The organism is Streptomyces sp. NRRL F-2580, from assembly GCF_000720115.1.
In the GTDB taxonomy this organism is placed as follows: domain Bacteria; phylum Actinomycetota; class Actinomycetes; order Streptomycetales; family Streptomycetaceae; genus Streptomyces.
In genome coordinates this window covers 14,742-32,253 of record NZ_JOIR01000061.1, presented here as the reverse complement: position 1 = coordinate 32,253, position 17,512 = coordinate 14,742, and the positions used below count along the sequence as shown (strand labels likewise).

The window sequence follows — 17,512 nt, the reverse complement described above, 5'->3', positions numbered from 1 at the left end:
ACGCAGAATCCAACTCCGACCCCACTTGGTCGACGGCTGCCTCACGGCCACACATCTGGCCATCGACCCACCGACCCCACCCTGAAAACCTCAGTAGTTTGTCGAACTTAGCGAGGTTCTTGGGACGCTGCTTCTCGGGTACGCAGTCGGGGTGGACGTTGCCGAAGTCGTCAGGGTTGCCGCGCTTCACCGAGTTCTGAGCTGCGACGAGCGGCCACAGGCACTTGCAGGCGAGCTCGAATCCGTGCTGGTAGAGGTCCCTACCAGCGAGAACTCGTCGCGGTAGAGCACTAGTTCATCGAAGGCGCCCTTGTCTCCCGGCCCGAAGAACCTCCCGAGGAGCCCCATCTCCCAGGACTCGTGATGCTCTACAAAACGGTTCAACTCGGTGAAGACATCTCGCTCCAGACTCGCCGAGGACTGTCCTCGACGCCGAAAGGTCAGGAGGTGATCCCTGTGTCGCTCGATCGCTTCCGAGTGCTTCCGCGAGAATCGGCCGATCACGTTCGCGCTAATGGTTCCCGTGGTCCCCGTGATCACCGTCGTCGCTGTTCCCATGGCCTGGTAAGCGACAGTCGTTCGCTCGTGGCTCGTGCTCGGCTGCCATTTGAGCCCAAGCTGCTGCTGTGCGATGCGAGCGAACATATCGGTGTTGCCCTGGAGGTAGTACTGAAACAGCATGTGGACCTTGGGCCACATGACTTGGCCCGCCTCGAGCGCCGCACGCCGTTCGGACTCGAACTCTATAAAGGCGCCGTCGCCGAGGGCCTGGACGAGCGTCAGCGTTGGGAAGGCCCCGTTCGGGGTGAACGAGTCGGCTTCGTAGCGCGACGGCACAAACGGATTGATAGTCACGAAGCGTTTACCAGGAGATTCTGGCGCGGAGCCGCTCAGTACCTCGCACTCGATGTCGACACGGTGGTTCTGGAGCTCAGTGCCCGACATCGAGCCTCGGATCGACAGTCCGCAATGCGGGCACGGCAGATAGAAGCGCGTTCTGCGGGTCGGTTCCACACCCAGCCGGGCGACGAATGACTCGCCACATCCGTGGCACTTGAGGTGGTAGCGGGAGATCACGGGAACAAGCTACTCCGTCTCGACGTGCCCCCGCTCTCTTAAGGGCTGTCCCGTAAACGATCTTCGGGTCGCTTGAGGCTCGGTTGGCCGCTGTGTGACCTGCTGATCTACCTGGCGATGGCGAGGCTGTCCGGGGGAAGACGTGCTTGACGTAGGCTCCGACCTGCTTGTGATACGTGTGGTCGAACTATTCGTCGAAGCAACTCCAGAGGAAGTCGTAGGCTCGCAGGACGTCCGCGTCCGCCCCCATCGCAACGGCCGCGGACACTGGCGGTCCTGGAGCAATGCAGTCGATCTTCATCAAGTGGCTGGCCCGTCCAGCAGTCACCCCGTCGGCTGAGCAACGTGCCACACGTCCCTGTCAAGGACCCATCGCCCTGAGCTGCAATCCAGCTTGACAACCCTAGATAAACACCGTGACGGTCTACAAGGCGGGCGACATCATCCCCCGCGTCAAGGCCGCGGTCATCGGCCTCCGGCCGGCCGGGGCGCAGGAGGTGCCGCTGCCCACGGCGTGTCCCAACTGTGGTGGGGAGATCAACAAGGACCAGGAGCGGTGGCGCTGCGCGAAGGGCACCGGGTGCGCACTGCCCGCCCTGATCGAGTACGCCGCCGGCCGCGACATGCTCGACATCGACGGCCTGGGCAGGACGTACGTCAACGCCCTGATCGAATCCGGTGACGTCACCGACGTCGCCGATCTGTTCACCCTCACCGAGGAGCAGCTCACCGCCGCCTCCGGCAGTGCCAAGCGGGGGGCGAAGCTGGCCGAGCAGATCGCCGCCGCCAGGTCCCGCCCGCTCAGCCGCGTCTTCTGCGCCCTGGGCGTGCTCGGCACCGGGCGCAGCATGTCCCGCCGCATCGCCGCGCACTTCGGGACGATGGACGCCGTCCGGCAGGCCGACGCCTCCGAGATGCAGGAGGTCGAGGGCATAGGGCCGGAGAAGGCCCCGGTGATCGTGGAGCAGGTCGCCTCGCTGGCCCGGGTCATCGACAAACTGGCCGCCGCCGGGGTCAACATGACAGAGCCGCGGCAGCCTCAGGCTGCCGCGGAGGGCCCGCTGGCGGGCCGGACGGTCGTCGTCACCGGCAAGATGAGCGGCCCGCTGGCGGACATGGGGCGCTCGGAGGTGAACGCGCTGGTCGAGAAGGCGGGCGGCCGGGCGGCCAGCAGCGTCAACTCCAAGACCACCTACCTGGTCTGCGCGCCGTCCGCGAACGGGAAGCCGAGCTCCAAGGCGGTGAAGGCGGCGGAGCTGGGGGTCACGGTCCTCACCCCGGAGGCCTTCGCCGAGCTCGTCTCGGACTGCCTGGGCTGACCGGGTCAGTACACGAGCTTGTAGCTCACGTCCTTGGGGACCGGGGCCGGCGCGGTGTCCGTGTAGAGGAGCCGGATCGTCGTGAATCGCTGAACGTCGGGTCGGTCCGGCCAGGGCTCGGGGCTGCTCAGGGTCACCGTCACCGGGTAGGACCGGAAACGGCCCGCCGCGCAGTAGGGCTTGCAGTCGTTCACCATGTCGGTGCCCGTCGCCGTCGCGGTCCGCGGGCCCCAAGTGTCCCAGCGGAGCCGTACGAGGCGGTTGTTGCCGTCGCCGCAGGCCAGCAGGTACTCCTCGGGGCGTACCTGGGGCTTCGAGAAGCAGTCGACGACCACGAGCGGATCCGGTGCGGGAGCCGGCACGGCCCGGGGCTGGGCGGACGCCGGTACGGTGCCGGCCGCAAGCGCCGCGGCCGCGCAGAGCAGAGTGGCGGTCCGCATCCTGGCCCGGGGGCCTCGGACGCGCCGGCCGTCTCCTGATGCGTCCACGACGTCCTCCTCGCCCGTCGGTCCCAGCTTCGGCGCTGAGATCATGCCCAGCTTCCCCCATCCGGGCGAGCCTCGCATCCGCAGGGCCGGGAGGCGGAAGGGGGCAGGGGGCAGGGGCGCGGTGCGCGTACTACCTACAGGGCCTGGTACGCGTACTACCCGGGGAGTACGCCGGAAACGCTACGCCGGGGTGACGCGGGTGAGAGCGGGCGCCGTCTAGCGTGGCCGTATGGACGAGCTGCGCGAGCGCCCGGGTCCCCCGTGGCGCAGATGGGTGGAGCGGACCGGGCGGGGCCCGGCCTGGCGCTCCGCGCTGCTCGTCGCCGTCTTCGCGCAGGTCGGCGCCGGATGGGCCGCGCACGCGCAGAGCGGGCGGGTGGCCCTGGACGGCTTCGCGCGGCTCCTGCTGGTGCTCGGGCCCGCCCTCCTCGTGGCGCGGCACCGCCATCCGGTGGCCGTGGTGTACGCGGTCAGCGCGGTGACCCTGGTCTACATCGGCGCCGGGTACCCCTACGGCCCCGTCTTCCTCAGCCTGGCGGTGGCCTGCTTCGCCGTCGTGGTCGCGGGCCGCCGACGGGCCGCCTGGGGGGCCGTCGGCCTGCTCTGGGCCGGGCACCTGCTGATCGGTCACTGGCTGTACCGGTGGCTCCCGCCCGCGGGGGACGGGCCGGCGCCTTGGTCGCAGGAGCTGGCCGTCACCGCGTGGGTCCTCGCGATCCTCGCGGTCTCCGAGCTGGTCCGCATGCGCCGGGAGCAGTGGGCCCGTGAGCAGGCCGAGCGCAAGGCGGCGGAGAGACGCCGGGTGGACGAGGAACGGCTGCGGATCGCCCGCGAGCTGCACGACGTCCTCGCCCACAGCATCTCGGTGATCAATGTCCAGGCCGGGGTGGGGCTGGCCCTGCTCGACTCCGACCCCGAGCAGGCCCGTACGGCGCTGACCACCATCAAGGCGGCGAGCAAGGAGGCCCTGGGCGAGGTCCGGCAGGTCCTCGACACCCTGCGCGCCCCCGGCGAGGCGCCGCGCACCCCGGCTCCGGGCCTCGCCCGGCTCGACGAGCTCGTCGAGCAGGCGGCGGCCGCCGGGCTCACCGTGGAGGTCACGGCGGAGGGAGAGGCCCGGGCGCTGGCGCCCGGAGTGGACCTGGCCGCCTTCCGGATCCTGCAGGAGGCGCTGACCAATGTCGTACGGCACTCCGGTGCGCGCACGGCCCGCATCCGCCTGGTCTGGCTCCCGCGCGCCCTGGAGCTCCAGGTGGACGACGACGGCCCGGCGACGGGCGGAACCTCCGGCGGCAGCGGCAACGGTCTGGTCGGGATGCGGGAGCGGGCCTCGGCCCTGGGCGGCGGCATCGAGGCCGGACCGCGTCCGGACGGTGGCTTCCGGGTGGTCGCGCGGCTTCCGCTGACGGCCGCGACCGCCGAGGGGGATCCGTGATCCGGGTGCTGCTGGCCGACGACCAGCTCCTCGTCCGGGCCGGGTTCCGGGCGCTGCTCGACGCCCAGCCCGACATCGAGGTGGCGGGCGAGGCCGCGAACGGCGAGGAGGCCGTGCGGCTGGTCCGGGAGCTGCGGCCCGACGTCGTGCTCATGGACATTCGGATGCCGGTGCTGGACGGGCTCGAGGCCACCCGCAGGATCACCGAGGACGGGGGCCTGGCGGCCGTGCGGGTGGTCATGCTCACCACCTTCGAGCTCGACGAGTACGTCTTCGAGGCGATCCGGTCCGGTGCCTCCGGCTTCCTGGTCAAGGACACCGAGCCGGAGGAACTGCTGCGCGCGGTGCGGGCGGTGGTCGGGGGCGACGCCCTGCTGTCTCCCGGGGTCACGCGCCGCCTGATCGCGGAGTTCGCGGCGCGTTCGAAACAGCCCGCCGCGGCGGCGGACCTGGGCCGGCTCACCGAGCGGGAGCGGGAGGTGATGGCGCTGGTCGGCATGGGCCTGTCCAATGAGGAGATCGCCCGCCGACTGGTCGTCAGCCCGCTCACCGCGAAGACGCACGTCAGCCGGACCATGGTCAAGCTCGGTGCCCGGGACCGCGCGCAGCTGGTCGTCCTGGCCTACGAGTCCGGGCTGGTCCGGCCCGGCTGGCTCGGCTGACCCGGGCTGACCCGGCGCCCGCGGCCGTACTCCGGCGGAAGTACCCACGGTGCAGCCGGCCGTACGACGACCCGACACCCCTCCCGGAGCCAGTCTCGGAGTGAGACGAAGAGTCCACGATTTCCGAGGAGCTGAACCGAGATGAACACCTTCACCACCCTCGCGTACGACGGGCCGGGCCCCTGGGTCCTGTTCTTCCCGCTGATCTGGGCGGCGGTCGTCATCGGCGTCGTCACCGTCCTGCGGCGCACCGTGTGGCGCGGCCGCCGTGCGCCGTGGCAGAACCGGGCGGCGGCGTACGGCGAGCACTCGCCGATCGCGATCCTGGGGCGGCGCTTCGCGTCGGGCGAGATCGACGAGGACGAGTACTGGCGGCGGCTGTCCGTCCTGGACGAGCAGTTCGGCCGCTCCCTCAAGGACGGCCCGGTCTGACCGCCAGCGCGGTCGGTGGTCGGTCGTCAGTGGTGGGATCACCCGAGGTGGTCCCACCACTGCCACGAACTCCCAGACCCTCGACGTCAGACGTCAGACGTCAGACGCCGGAGGTCAGACGCCGGAGGTCAGACGGGAGGTCAGCGGCTGAGCGCCGGCTCTTCGACCGTACGGAAGGGTGCGAAGCCCCGGTTGTCCTTGCAGCCCAGGTTCTCGTAGGTGTTGACCTTCGTCACCGGGTCGGTGCCGACCAGGCGGATCTTGCAGGCCTGCTTGATGAACCGCCCCTCGACCCCGCCGGGGAAGTCGATCTCCTTGTTCCACAGGTAGGGCGACTCGTAGTTGTTGGCCCAGGCGGTGGAGTTCACGTCGATGCCGCCCGGGGCCTCGATCTCGTAGACCCATCCCGTCTTGGCCGCGCCGTAGGTGGCGAACTTCTCGGCCACCCACTTCTCGCAGCTGGTGCTGAGGTGGGCGCTGGTCTGGCCGCCGCCCTTGACGATGTACTCGGCCAGCGGGGTCAGTTGGTCGCCGCGCGGGGTGAAGCCCGCCTGGAAGAGCTCCTCGACGTTCTCGCGGGTGTCACCGCGCCACAGGGTGTTGTCGTCGACGCGCCAGTGCCAGTTCTCGGCCTTCGCCGCTGCCTCGACGGCGTAGGCGATGAAGGGGTTGGTGGTGGTGCTGAACCAGTCCCACGAGTCGAACTCGGAAACGGGCCCGCAGGGGCCGGTGTCCGGGGCGGGCGCGGGAAGGGAAGGTGCGGCGGCGGCCGGGGAGATGGCGGCGGCGGAGGCGAGCGAAGCGGCGGCGAGGACCCGCAGGGCGGCCTTCAGCATGGTGAGTGCCCATCAGTTGATCAACATGACGGCCCCTTTATAGCGACATGTCCCCGCACGGATCGAGGATGGCGAAAGGTGATCACCCGGACGAGTGGGGCGGGCGCACCTGCGGAGGCCCCTCCTCGGAGGATGCGGCGAGGAAGGAGTCGGCGACCGCGGTGCGGGCGTACAGCACCGAGCGGCCCGCCCGGTGGGCGCTGACCAGTCCCGCGGCGCGCAGGGCGGTCAGGTTCTGGGACACCCCGGCGGCCGAGAGGCCGGTGCGCCGGGCCAGTTCGGTGGTGGAGGCCGGGGAGTCCAGTTCGGTCAGCAGCAGGGTCCGGGAACGGCCGAGCACGGCGGCCAGGGCCTCGCTCCGGGGGACGGGCCGGGATTCCCACAGCGCACCCGTGCCACGCGCCGGATAGGCGAGCTGCGGCGGTTCCGGAGGCGTGACACGGGTGAACGGGACCGGCCCGGTGAAGACCGAGGGGATCAGCAGCAGCCCCGCGCCCGCCGTCCTGCGGGACAGGGGCCGGTGCCGGCGCGCCAGCCGGAGCGCGTTGTCGTCCCAGCTCACCGACGGGTGCAGATCGTTGAAGAGCCGGCCCGCGCCGTGCTCGGCGACCTGCCGGGCCCGGTGGAACACGTCGGCGTCGAGTACGGCGCGGATCCGCGCCCAGTAGGGCGCCAGCGCCAGCTCCCAGTAGGTCTCGATCTCCTCCGTGACCCGCTCCAGACGGGCCCGCGGTTCGGCGTAGAGGCTCCGGCTCCGGGGGCCGAGGCCCCCTTGTTCGTGCCGCAGGCGGTCGAGGTCCTGGCGGACCCGGGCGGCGGGAGAGGCCCGGATCCCGGCCAGTTCCTCCGTCAGGGCGGGGGCCGGCCCGCTCGGCGCCGGATTGAGGAAGTCGGGAACGTATCCCGAGGACGGGATCAGTTCGGCCAGCCAGCCCCGGTCGAGGCCGGCCGCCGCCAGTCGTGGCCTCACCTGCGCGGCCCACGGCCCGTGCACGGGGGACGCGGCGCCGGAGCGCAGCAACCGGAAGCTGGGGCCGACCTCCCACATCGGTGAGACGGCGAACCGCATCTGCGCCAGATCGCCCACCGAGAACGTCAGCTCCGCCCGCACGGCCGGCCTCCCCCGAGGATTCACACATGCCTTAATCAATGGCCCGGCAGGATACACAGCGGAGAGCATCCGGGGCATGACCTCACAGACCATGACCGCGGCGGGCGCCGGTACCTGGACACTCGGCGACCTGGAGATCAACCGGATCGGTTTCGGCGCGATGCGGCTGACGCAGAGCGGCGAGGCCTTCGCGGACGATGCCGTGCCCAGCGACCGGGCCCGGGCGATCGGCGTGCTGCGCCGGGCCGTCGAGCTCGGGGTGAACCACATCGACACCGCCGCGTTCTACTTCTCGCCGTTGCGCTCCGCCAACGAACTGATCAACCGGGCGCTGGCCCCCTACCCGGAGGACCTCGTCATCACCACCAAGGTCGGGCCCGGCCGGGACCCGTCCGGGGCGTGGATCCCCCATGCCACCGCCCGGCAGCTGCGCGGCCAGGTCGAGGAGAACCTGCGCCAGCTGGGCCGCGACCACCTCGACGTGGTGAACCTGCGCGTCGTCGGAAGCGATTCCATCGCCGAGCGCTTCGGAGCACTCGCCGAGCTGCGGGAGGCGGGGCTCATCCGCCACCTGGGCATCTCCAACGTCACCCCCGAACACCTGGAGGAGGCACGGGCCATCGCGCCGGTCGTCTGCGTGCAGAACATGTACGGCATCGGGGTGCGGCCCGAGCACGACGCGTTCCTGCGCACCTGCGGCGAACTGGGAGTCGCCTTCGTCCCCTTCTACTCCATCGCCGGCGGCGCCGAACGTGTCGGGGGGTCGGAGGGCCGAGGCACCTTGCGTTCGACGCCCTGCGGGGATCACCCCGACACACACCCACCCCCGGCCCAACCGGCCGGTTCGGCTTCGCCGCGCAAATTCAGCCTCGCCGGCGTTTGAGGCGCGGGGTGCGGGGCGGAGCCCCGGGCTTTGAGCCGCACGTCCAGCTGCCCACAGCACTCCAGCCCCTGCCGCACCGCCGCACACATTCAGCCCCTCCGGCGATTGAGGAGCGGGGTGCGGGGCGGAGCCCCGGGGTTTGGGCCGCGCCGTCCGGGGTCGTCGCACCACGCCGGCCTCGCCTGCCATGGAGGCGCGGCGGCGGGGCCGGGCCGGGAGACGGCGGCAGCCCCAGGCGGGACTACGTCAGGGGAGATCCTCCGTCGGGGGGTCGGCCTCGTACACGTGGGGGGTGTCCGCGTCCCACTCCACCAGTTCGGTGCCACCGAGGACCACCTCGTCGGGGTCCGGCATGCCGGCCCGCCTCAGGAACTCGATGACGTCCTCGTCCGAGTGGGCCAGCCCGAGGGACTGCTCTCCGCTCGCGGTCCGCAGGGTCACCTGCCGGCCTCCCGACGGGAAGATCCGGTGTACGACGACGGGCGCATGACGCATACCCCCAGCCTCGCCCCCAGGCGGCGGCCCGGCACCCCGGGGGCTCAGGACGTACGGCCGACCGGGGCGGCGCCGTCCGCCGCCGCGGGGATGCGGAACATCGAGGGATCGGGGTAGGTCGCCTTTTCGGCCAGGAGGACCTCTTCTATCTCGGCCTTGAAGACGGGCTCGAAGAAGTCGAGGTCCAGCAGCAGCCGCAGTCCCCGCACGGTCGGGTCGAGCAGTGGGCGGGCCATCCGGGCGCCGCCGGAGATGCCGGAGAAACCGGTGCGGGCCGTCGCCGATCTCCCGCCCACGCGTTCCTCGAAGCCGGCGGTCGCGTAGCCGACGACCAGCGCCAGCTCGGTGAGGAACCTCCGGGTCCCGAGGGCCATCTCCTCGGCGCCCTGCAGTGTCTGGACGGAGCCGCCCGCGACCTTGAAGTCGTCGCTGTTCCGCTTGAGGCCGCGCGCCTCGTACACGGCGTGCGCCTCCTCGAAGAGCCGCCCCGCCCCGTCGACCGCCTTCATCGCCGTCACCAGCTGGTCGATGTCGATCTCGCGCTTCACGCTGCCTCCCGATCCGGAACCCATGGTGCACAGACCGTAGGAGGCAAAGCGTCCGCTGCGGAACACCCGTGCGGAGGTCAGATCCGGAAGCCTCCGGGGCCGCCCGGGAGCCCTCCCCCGGCAGTGGCTCCAACTCACCATGCCCTCTTGTGACTTGAGGCAAGTGTCTCAACAATGCACATGACAACCGAAGGATCTTCGGTCGCATTGTCATCAGAGGGGAACCCCCACATGAAGAAGCCTCTCGCCGGTGCCTTACTCTCGCTGCTCCTGATGGGAGCAGCGGTCGCCCCGGCCGTCGCCGCGCCGAACACCCAGGCCGCGCCCGCGGCGACCGCCGTAGCCGTCAACTACGCCGGCACCGTGGCACTCAGCAACTGTTCCGGCTCCGTCGTCCGCGCGCCCGCCTCCCAGCCGAACGACCCCGCGCTCGTCCTGTCCAACGGGCACTGCCTGGAGACCGGGTTCCCGGCCGCCGGCGAGGTCGTCAAGGACCGGCCGTCCTCGCGCTCCTTCTCCCTGCTCAACGCGTCGGGCTCGAAGGTGGCGACCCTGCGGGCCAGCAAGATCGCGTACGGGACGATGACGGACACGGACGTCTCGATCTACCAGCTCACCAAGACCTACGCCCAGATCCAGAGCCAGTACGGCATCACCGCGCTGACCCTGAACGACGTGCGCCCGGTACAGGGTTCGGCGATCAAGGTGGTCTCCGGCTACTGGAAGCGGATCTACAGCTGCAACGTGGACGGCTTCGCCTACCGCCTCAAGGAGGGCGACTGGACCTGGAAGGACTCGGTTCGCTACACCTCGTCGTGCAACACCATCGGCGGCACCTCCGGCTCGCCGGTGATCGACACGACGACCGGCAAGGTCGTCGCCGTCAACAACACGGGCAATGAGGACGGCGGGCGCTGCACCGTGAACAACCCGTGCGAAGTCGACCAGAACGGCAACGTGACGGTCCGCCAGGGCATCAACTACGCCCAGGAGACGTACATCATCGTCCCCTGCATCGCCCCCGGCAACACGATCGACCTGAGCCGCCCCGGCTGCCTGCTGCCGAAGCCGTAACCGCAGTACGTCCCCGCCCGTCCCGAAAAGCCCCACGGCCGGGCTCCGGGCGGGGATACTCGGACGCGTGGAACTGCACATCGATCACCGCTGGCTGTTGGAGCGGCAGGAGGCGCTGTTCAAGGACGTGGAGGTGGCCGACCACTCCGCCCTGGTCGCCGCCGTCGCCCGGCACCGGGTGAACACGCCCAGCCTGGAAGTGGACGACCCCGACGCCTACTGGCGCGCGGCCGCCCTGCTCGACGCGATCGTCCTGCTCCGGCCGCTGCCCGACTCCAACGAGTACTTCGCCTACGGGGTCGCCGTCGCGTACATCGAGGCCTCCGGCGAAGCCGTGGAGGCCTCCTACGAGCAGTGGCGCGACCTGATCACCGACATCCGCATGCTCCGCGTGAGCGTCTACGACGTGGCGGCGCGGCTGCGCTCCTGGCAGCCCGCCTGACCCCCGGGGGGGGCGTCAGCGCCTGCGCTGGGCGGGCGTGCCCACGAGGAGCGCGTCGGAGACCAGCCGCGCACCGCGGGCGAGCCGGCTCAGCTGCTCGAGCTCCAGGGCGTACATCCTGATCGAGTTCTCGATCACCGTCTCGGCTATCCCCATCGTGGGCAGCTCGGCCCGGCTCGTCTGCAGGGCCGCCCGTACGGCGCGCATCTCGTGCTGCAGCTGGAGCTGGACGTGGCGGGCCAGGAGCGCGTGGTGGCGGGTGAGCGTGAGGTAGCCGCCGTAGCGGGCCGGAAGCAGGTCCCGCAGCCAGCGCGTGGCCGTGCGCTCCCAGTCGTGCGTTCCGGGCGCCTTGACCTGCAAGGGCCAGTCCGGGCTGAGCGTAAACGTGGCCGTCTGGGGCATTCTCGTCACTTCCGAATGGTGTCGAAGCTCTGATCGAGACGTTCTGGGGGGCGGCCTCGGCCCAGGGGTTGACCGAGGCCGCCATGGGCGCTCTGCGGGATCCGAAAGCCTGGACTCGACCGCGCGGCCTCGACGTGAGGAGGTTCGTCGTGCCGTGCGTGCGTTCGAGAGGACGTGGGGTCGTCCTCCTTGGCATCTGGTGGATCCGGAGCGCCGTCGCCAGTAAACATATATACCGTCGAGTAAGCAAGAGTATGAAAAATTTCATGCACGTCGAAGGCTGAATATCCCCTGGTGGAGTGGGCGAGCGGGCACCCCAATCGGTACGAACCGCCCTAGAGGAAGAAACCGTGGTGATGGGCGACCTGCTCGTAGTCCTCCAGGCGCGCCTGCGTCCGCTCGGGATCCGCGTCGGCCATCGACTGCAGCAGGGCCGCGGAGAGCATGCCGGGCGCCGCGTACGAGTCGAAGACCAGGCGGGAGCCCGTCCCCGCCGTCAGGGCCACGTCCGCCTCGTCCACCAGCGGCCCCAGGGTGGGGTCCGTGATCAGGACCACGCGCAGCCCCGTACTGCGGGCGGCCCGGATGGCGGCCAGGGTCTCCTTGGCGTGCCGCGGCATGGCGAAGGCGAGCACCCAGGTGCCGCCGGCCGCCCTGGACTGGAGCAGCGCGTCGAAGGCGACGCTGCCGCCGCGGGTCACCAGCCGGACATCGGGGTGGATGCGCCGGGCCGCGTACGCGAAGTACTCCGCCAGGGAGACCGAGATGCGCAGCCCGAGGACGGTCAGCGGCACCGAGGCGGCCAGCTCGCGGCCGATGTCCAGCACCTGGTTGGTGTCGGCGAGCAGCCGGCGCACGTTCTCCAGGTTCTCGATCTCGGCGTCCACGGCCGCCTGGAGTTCGTTGCGGCGGATCTGCTCGCGGGTGTCCGTGGCGCCGGCGACCGCGCTCAGCGCGATCGGCTGGAGCACGTCGCGCAGGGCGGGGTAGCCGCTGAAGCCGAGGGAGGAGGCGAAGCGGGTCACGGAGGGCTGGCTCACGCCCACCCGCTCGGCGAGCTCGGTGATCGACAGGAAGGCGGCCTCGGTGAGGTGGTCGATCAGGTACTGGGCGATGCGGCGCTGGCCCGGCGAGAGGCGTCGGCCGTCGAACAGGGCGAGGAGCCGGTCGGCCGGGGGGCGGACCTCTTCCGACGACTGGCCGCTCGGCTTGATCGCGGCCGCCTGCGCGCGTGCCTGCTGCCCCGATGACACCGGAGGGCCTCCTTCTCACGTCACTCGCGTTCCAACATAGCTCACGCCCCGTGGTCGTAGATGATCAGTCCTCGGCCCGGGCGGTGACGGGGGCGTCGGTGCGGTCGCCGAGGAACTCGTACCAGCAGTGCCGCAGGTGCACGTAGCGGGTGTCGGCCTCGGTGAGGGCCAGGAAGGAGCCGATCGTCGAGGTCAGCCGCTCGGCGAGGCCCCGGTCGGCGAGGGCGCCGTTCTCGGAGAACGCGTGGTGGGCGTTGGCCAGGCTGAACATGTCGGGGTAGACACGGGCTCCGAGGTGCTCCAGCGGGACCCGCAGGGCCCACAGACCGCGGTTGCCGCCGACCATCGAGGGGGAGGCCGAGACGAGCAGGGTCTGCTTGTCCTTGAAGGGCTGCGGGCGGCGGCGCGAGACCCAGTCGACGGCGTTCTTCAGCACGCCCGGGAGGGAGGCGTTGTACTCGGGCGAGGCGATCACCAGCGCCTGCGCGGCCTCGAGCCGCTCGCACAGGGCCAGGGCACCCGGCGGCACGCCCTCGTCGGCCTCCGCGTCGCCGTCGTACAGCGGCATGGGGAAGTCGGCGAGCGTGGCGGCGTCCGCGACGGCGCCGGCCCGGGTCACCAGCGCGGCGGCCAGGGACGCGAGCCGGGTGTTGACCGAGCCGGTGCGAGAGGAGCCGGACAGCACGAGCACGCGCAGTGAGGAACGGGAGAACGCGTCCTCGTGCGGGCGGGCCGGGTCCGCCGGGAAGTGGTCGGTGTCTGTCGGGTTCATGCCCTCTCCCTGTTGTCGGCCGCTCCGGACGCCGGAACGGACTCGTGGACCGGCCACGCGCGGCGGGACCCGCACACACCGGTGTGCGGGTCCCGTCCGGGCCGCCGGGTCACTTCGCGCCGGGGTTCTCCCAGCGGTAGAACTCGTGGGCCATCGCGTCCTTCGGACTGCGCCAGGTATCCGGGTTGTGCGGGCTGATGTAGGCCGTGAGCCGGTCGCTGAGGTCCCGGAACTCGGGGTGGTCGGTGACCTTCGCGATGGCCGGGCCGGGCGGCCGGTCCGACTCGATCAGGTGCAGGTAGACGTCGCCGAACTGGAAGAGGCTGCGGCGCGTGACCCCTACGAGGTGCGGCAGTTCGCCCGCGTCGGAGCCCGCGAAGAGCTCGGCGATGTCGGGCGCCGACCCCGGTGCCATGCGGGCGACGATGAGGGCGCGGTGCGGCTGGTTCATCCGGGTGCCTGCCTTTCGTTTCAGAGACGGCTGACGGCGGGAGTGCGGTTCTCGCGCTCGCGCTGCTCGATCTTGTCCCGGATGAGGGCCATCTGGATCGGGGAGTTGCGGTTGATGTTGTCGGTCATCCACGCGTCGTCGACGGGTGCGTCCGGCTTCATCGCGAAGTCCTGGGTCCACTTCATCCGGGTGCCGCCGGGCACCTTGAAGTACTGCCAGTGGATGTCCATGTGCGCGAAGGGACCCGTTTCCACGCGCCGGGCCCGGACCGTGAGGGTCTTGCGGTCGACGGTCCGCTCCGAGACCCAGCTCCAGACCTTGCCGTTCTCGTCGGGGTGCATGGTCAGGCGGAACCGCGTGGTGTCGCCCTGCTGGTCGAGGATCTCCAGCGAGGCGTACTCGCTGAACAGCTGAGGCCAGTTCGGGAGGTCGTTGGTCATCTCCCACACGACGTCCACGGGCGCGTTGACGGTGATCTCGTTCTCGGTGTGTCCAGGCATGTCAGGCTCCGGTCATCAGGCTGTTGTTGACGAGGTCGAGGAATTCCCCGGGGGTCTTGCAGCGGTCGGCGTCGGTGGGCAGGGCCCGCCCGCGCCGGTTCTCCAGTTCGCCGACGATGCCGAGCAGGCCCAGCGAATCGAGGCCGTACTCGTCGAAGGCGGCGTCCGGACGGCGTGCCATCTCGGCGGGATCGACGGTGATTCCGGCGGTCTTCATCAGCACCGCCAGCTCCTCCAGGGTCAGTCGGTCGGACATCTGGGTTCTCTCTTCCTACGAGGCGGCTACGCGGTCGCCGACGCGCCCTTGCGCAGGACGAGCGCGGAGTTCGACCCCATCCGGCCGCGGCTCAGCACGAGCGCGGTGCGCAGCTCCGCGGGGCGGGCGCTGCCGGTCACCACGTCGAGGTCGTGGCACACGTCGTAGACGTTCGGGGTCGGCGGGACGACGCCGTGCTCCAGGGCCAGCACCGCGGCCGCGGTGTCGAGGGCGGGGGCGGCGCAGTACGCCCTGCCCGTACCGGACTTGGGGGCCGTGACCGGCACCTTCCGCCCGTACGCGCCGAGGGCGGCGGTGAGGGCCGCGGCCTCGGCCGCGTCCGCCTCCGCCGTTCCCAGGGCGTCGGCGAAGACCACGTCGATCTCCTCCGGCGCGCAGTCGGCCTCCCGGAGCGCGCCCCGGATGGCGTGGGCCAGTCCCTCGCCGGAGGCGTCCCGCCGCTGGGTGCCGGTGAAGGTCGCGGCGTGACCGGCCAGGACGGCCCGGACCGTGGCGCCGCGGCGGCCGGCCTCCTCCTCGTCCTCGACGACGAACATCGCGCCGCCCTCGGCGGGGACGAATCCGCAGGCCTTGTCGGTGAACGGCCGGTAGGCGCGCTCGGGGTCGTCCGAGGTGCTCAGCCCCTCGTACTCCAGCTGGCAGACGATGGAGTACGGCGCCAGCGGCGCCTCCGTCGCTCCGACCAGCATGGCCCGGCTGCCCTGGCGGATCGCGCGGACGGCGTGCGCGAAGGCGTCCAGCCCGCCCGCCTCGTCGCTGCACACGACCCCGCAAGGGCCCTTCAGCCCGCGGCGGATGGAGATCTGGCCGGTGCTGGCGGCGTAGAACCAGGCGATCGACTGGTAGGGGCCCACGAACCGCGGCCCCTGTTCCCAGAGGTGCTGGAGCTCGCGCTGGCCGAACTCGCCGCCGCCGGAGCCGGCGGCGGTGACGACGCCGACGGAGAAGGGATCTCCCTCGTAGTCGGCCCGGCCGAGCCGGGCGTCCTCCAGGGCGAGGTCGGCGGCGGCCAGCGCGTGGTGGGTGAAGCGGTCGGTCTGGACGAGGAAGCGGTCCTCGACCATGGCGCCGGGGTCGAAGCCCCGGACCTCGCCCGCGACGCGCAGCGGCAGGTGCTCGCAGCCGGGCCGGGTGACGCGGTCCAGCACGCTGAGTCCGGACTGGGTCGCCTTCCAGAAGGCGGCCGCGCCCACGCCGTTGGGGGCGATGACCCCGATGCCCGTGATGACCGTACGGCTGGTCACGAGACCTCCTCCTTCGGCCGGGTCATGACGACGGCGGACTGGAAGCCGCCGAAGCCGCTGCCCACGGAGAGCACGTTGCGCAGTTTCCGGCCTCGGGCGACGCGGGGCACGTAGTCCAGGTCGCACTCGGGGTCGGGCGTCTCGTAGTTCGCGGTCGGCGGCACCACCTGGTGGGTCATGGCGAGTACGCAGGCCGCGAGTTCGATGGCGCCGATGGCGCCGAGGGAGTGCCCCACCATGGATTTGATGGAGGTCATCGGCGTCTTGTAGGCGTGGTCGCCCAGGACCCGTTTGACCGCCGCGGTCTCGTGGCGGTCGTTCTGCTTGGTTCCGGAGCCGTGCGCGTTGACGTAGTCGATCTGGTCGGCGGCGACTCCGGCCTGGGCCAGGGCGGTTTCGATGGCCCGGGCCATCTCCAGGCCCTCGGCGGTCAGGCCGGTCATGTGGTGGGCGTTGCCGAAGGTGGCGTAGCCGCCGATCTCGCAGTAGACGGTCGCACCGCGGGCGCGGGCGTGTTCCAGCTCTTCGAGTACGAGGACGGCGCCGCCCTCGCCGAGGACGAACCCGTCCCGGTCGGCGTCGAACGGCCGGGAGGCGTGGGCCGGGTCGTCGTTGTTCGGCGAGGTGGCCTTGATGGCGTCGAAGCAGGCCACGGTGATGGGCGATATGGGTGAGTCGGAGGCGCCTGCGATGCAGACGTCCATCCGGCCCTCCGCGATGGAGTGGACGGCGTACCCGATGGCGTCGAGTCCCGAGGTGCAGCCGGTGGAGACCGTCTGTACCGGGCCCCGCGCCCCGACCTCCTCCGCGACGGCGGAGGCGAGGGTGGCCGGGGTGAACGCGCGGTGCAGGTACGGGCCGGCCAGTTTGTGGTCCACGTCCCACCAGGAGCCGGACTGGCTCACGGCGACGTAGTCGTGCTCCAGACGGGTGGTGCCTCCGACGGCCGTGCCGAGGGAGACGCCGGTCCGCCAGGCCTCGTCCGTGTCGAGGTCGAGTGCCGCGTCGCGTACGGCCTCACGGGCGGCGACCAGGGCGAACTGGATGTACCGGTCCGCCCGGGCCGCTTCGCCCTCGTCGAGGCCGTGCGCGGCGGGGTCGAAGTCGACCTCGGCGGCTATCCGGGAGCGGAACCCCGTCGGGTCGAAAAGGCTGATGCCCCGCGTCGCCGTCCGGCCGTTGGACAGCAGGTCCCAGAAGTCGCGGACGCCGATCCCGCCGGGCGCGACGACGCCGACTCCGGTGACGGCCACCCGCCGGGGGGTCACGAGACCACTCCCGTTCGGTCCGGAGGCTGCTCCCAGGCGGTGCTCTCCGGGTGCGGGGCCTCCTCGGTGTCGACGTGGCCCAGTTCGGGGCGCGGGGCGAGCGGGCCGAGGTGGAAGACCATGCGGGCCTCGACGTCCCCGACGTTGCGGAAGCGGTGGCGCACGTTGAGGGGGACGAGCAGGCCCTGGTCGGTGTGCAGCGGGTGGGCCTCGCCGTCGAGGTCGACCTCCAGCCGGCCGGAGACCACGTACACGAACTCCTCGGAGTACGGGTGGTAGTGCTCGGCGATGGATTCCCCGGGGGCCATGATCGCCATGCCCATGAAGCCGCTGGTGGAGCCCACCGACGTCGGGGTGAGCACGGCCCTCAGATCGCCGCCGCGCCGGCGGTTGGGCGGCGTCTCGCTGAGGTCCACGATGCGTGGGCGCTGTTTGGTCATGGCGGGTTCCTCCTGGCGTGTGGGGAGAGCCTGGACGGGGATGGGGGGTCGGGACAGGGGGGTGGAGCGGGGGCTGGAGAGGGATGGTGCTCCGGATGGATTC

General features: G+C 71.1%; 22 protein-coding genes. 7 read left to right on the top strand and 15 right to left on the bottom strand.

Annotated features, from left to right (window positions below):
• Positions 1-186: 186 nt before the first annotated feature.
• Positions 187-1,077 (bottom strand): hypothetical protein, encoded by an 891-nt coding sequence (locus tag IF88_RS0137590; RefSeq protein ID WP_158754843.1) that lies wholly within the window; start codon positions 1,075-1,077, stop codon positions 187-189.
• Between the two features lie 416 nt (positions 1,078-1,493).
• Between IF88_RS0137590 and IF88_RS0137580 the strand changes: the two genes are divergently transcribed.
• Positions 1,494-2,396: a helix-hairpin-helix domain-containing protein gene (locus tag IF88_RS0137580; protein ID WP_234323847.1), complete on the top strand. Its 903-nt coding sequence runs from the start codon at positions 1,494-1,496 to the stop codon at positions 2,394-2,396.
• Between the two features lie 5 nt (positions 2,397-2,401).
• On the opposite strand, the gene IF88_RS0137575 is transcribed toward IF88_RS0137580, so the two are convergent.
• Positions 2,402-2,929: a hypothetical protein gene (locus tag IF88_RS0137575; protein ID WP_324617233.1), complete on the bottom strand. Its 528-nt coding sequence runs from the start codon at positions 2,927-2,929 to the stop codon at positions 2,402-2,404.
• Positions 2,930-3,113: 184 nt separating this feature from the next.
• Between IF88_RS0137575 and IF88_RS0137570 the strand changes: the two genes are divergently transcribed.
• The 3 genes from IF88_RS0137570 (at position 3,114) to IF88_RS0137560 (ending at position 5,413) form a co-directional block, all read left to right on the top strand.
• Positions 3,114-4,319, top strand: coding sequence for a sensor histidine kinase (locus IF88_RS0137570; protein WP_030723437.1), 1,206 nt, complete (start codon positions 3,114-3,116; stop codon positions 4,317-4,319).
• Positions 4,316-4,981, top strand: coding sequence for a response regulator (locus tag IF88_RS0137565; protein ID WP_030723435.1), 666 nt, complete (start codon positions 4,316-4,318; stop codon positions 4,979-4,981). The genes IF88_RS0137570 and IF88_RS0137565 overlap by 4 nt, the downstream gene beginning before the upstream one ends.
• Before the next feature lie 141 nt (positions 4,982-5,122).
• Positions 5,123-5,413, top strand: a complete 291-nt coding sequence (locus tag IF88_RS0137560; protein ID WP_030723433.1) for an SHOCT domain-containing protein — start codon at positions 5,123-5,125, stop codon at positions 5,411-5,413.
• Between the two features lie 140 nt (positions 5,414-5,553).
• Here IF88_RS0137560 and IF88_RS0137555 read toward each other — a convergent pair whose 3' ends face one another.
• Together IF88_RS0137555 and IF88_RS0137550 are read right to left on the bottom strand one after the other, a co-directional pair.
• Positions 5,554-6,249 (bottom strand): scabin-related ADP-ribosyltransferase, encoded by a 696-nt coding sequence (locus IF88_RS0137555; RefSeq protein WP_030723432.1) that lies wholly within the window; start codon positions 6,247-6,249, stop codon positions 5,554-5,556.
• An 82-nt stretch (positions 6,250-6,331) separates the two neighbouring features.
• Positions 6,332-7,360, bottom strand: coding sequence for an ArsR/SmtB family transcription factor (locus tag IF88_RS0137550; protein WP_234323846.1), 1,029 nt, complete (start codon positions 7,358-7,360; stop codon positions 6,332-6,334).
• Positions 7,361-7,436: 76 nt separating this feature from the next.
• Here IF88_RS0137550 and IF88_RS0137545 point away from each other — a divergent pair, with 76 nt between their 5' ends.
• Positions 7,437-8,243, top strand: a complete 807-nt coding sequence (locus IF88_RS0137545; protein ID WP_078893391.1) for an aldo/keto reductase — start codon at positions 7,437-7,439, stop codon at positions 8,241-8,243.
• A 246-nt stretch (positions 8,244-8,489) separates the two neighbouring features.
• Here IF88_RS0137545 and IF88_RS0137540 read toward each other — a convergent pair whose 3' ends face one another.
• Entirely contained in the window at positions 8,490-8,738 is a 249-nt protein-coding gene (locus IF88_RS0137540; RefSeq protein WP_030723427.1) for a hypothetical protein, read from the bottom strand.
• A gap of 44 nt (positions 8,739-8,782) precedes the next feature.
• Positions 8,783-9,286: a hypothetical protein gene (locus IF88_RS0137535; protein ID WP_030723423.1), complete on the bottom strand. Its 504-nt coding sequence runs from the start codon at positions 9,284-9,286 to the stop codon at positions 8,783-8,785.
• A 231-nt stretch (positions 9,287-9,517) separates the two neighbouring features.
• Here IF88_RS0137535 and IF88_RS0137530 point away from each other — a divergent pair, with 231 nt between their 5' ends.
• Positions 9,518-10,360 (top strand): S1 family peptidase, encoded by an 843-nt coding sequence (locus IF88_RS0137530; protein ID WP_030723421.1) that lies wholly within the window; start codon positions 9,518-9,520, stop codon positions 10,358-10,360.
• A 67-nt stretch (positions 10,361-10,427) separates the two neighbouring features.
• Positions 10,428-10,802 carry a hypothetical protein gene (locus IF88_RS0137525; RefSeq protein ID WP_030723419.1) on the top strand — a complete coding sequence of 125 codons (375 nt, stop codon included), beginning with the start codon at positions 10,428-10,430 and terminating at the stop codon, positions 10,800-10,802.
• A gap of 15 nt (positions 10,803-10,817) precedes the next feature.
• Here the strand turns inward: IF88_RS0137525 and IF88_RS0137520 are convergent, their stop codons facing one another.
• From IF88_RS0137520 to IF88_RS0137480, 9 genes are all read right to left on the bottom strand, one after another.
• Positions 10,818-11,204: a hypothetical protein gene (locus IF88_RS0137520; RefSeq protein ID WP_030723417.1), complete on the bottom strand. Its 387-nt coding sequence runs from the start codon at positions 11,202-11,204 to the stop codon at positions 10,818-10,820.
• A gap of 335 nt (positions 11,205-11,539) precedes the next feature.
• Positions 11,540-12,457, bottom strand: coding sequence for a MurR/RpiR family transcriptional regulator (locus IF88_RS0137515; RefSeq protein ID WP_030723415.1), 918 nt, complete (start codon positions 12,455-12,457; stop codon positions 11,540-11,542).
• A gap of 64 nt (positions 12,458-12,521) precedes the next feature.
• The gene (locus IF88_RS0137510; RefSeq protein WP_030723412.1) at positions 12,522-13,154 is read right to left on the bottom strand and encodes an NAD(P)H-dependent oxidoreductase; all 633 of its coding nucleotides are present in this window, start codon (positions 13,152-13,154) and stop codon (positions 12,522-12,524) included.
• A 184-nt stretch (positions 13,155-13,338) separates the two neighbouring features.
• Positions 13,339-13,680: a TcmI family type II polyketide cyclase gene (locus IF88_RS0137505; RefSeq protein ID WP_030723410.1), complete on the bottom strand. Its 342-nt coding sequence runs from the start codon at positions 13,678-13,680 to the stop codon at positions 13,339-13,341.
• 20 nt (positions 13,681-13,700) lie between these two features.
• Positions 13,701-14,180, bottom strand: a complete 480-nt coding sequence (locus IF88_RS0137500) for an SRPBCC family protein (RefSeq protein ID WP_030723407.1) — start codon at positions 14,178-14,180, stop codon at positions 13,701-13,703.
• A 1-nt stretch (position 14,181) separates the two neighbouring features.
• Positions 14,182-14,436 carry an acyl carrier protein gene (locus IF88_RS0137495; protein ID WP_030723405.1) on the bottom strand — a complete coding sequence of 85 codons (255 nt, stop codon included), beginning with the start codon at positions 14,434-14,436 and terminating at the stop codon, positions 14,182-14,184.
• Between the two features lie 26 nt (positions 14,437-14,462).
• Entirely contained in the window at positions 14,463-15,701 is a 1,239-nt protein-coding gene (locus tag IF88_RS0137490; protein ID WP_030723403.1) for a beta-ketoacyl synthase N-terminal-like domain-containing protein, read from the bottom strand.
• Positions 15,698-16,969, bottom strand: a complete 1,272-nt coding sequence (locus tag IF88_RS0137485) for a beta-ketoacyl-[acyl-carrier-protein] synthase family protein (RefSeq protein WP_030723401.1) — start codon at positions 16,967-16,969, stop codon at positions 15,698-15,700. The genes IF88_RS0137490 and IF88_RS0137485 overlap by 4 nt, the downstream gene beginning before the upstream one ends.
• Entirely contained in the window at positions 16,966-17,409 is a 444-nt protein-coding gene (locus IF88_RS0137480; RefSeq protein WP_030723398.1) for a cupin domain-containing protein, read from the bottom strand. The genes IF88_RS0137485 and IF88_RS0137480 overlap by 4 nt, the downstream gene beginning before the upstream one ends.
• Positions 17,410-17,512 lie beyond the last annotated feature (103 nt).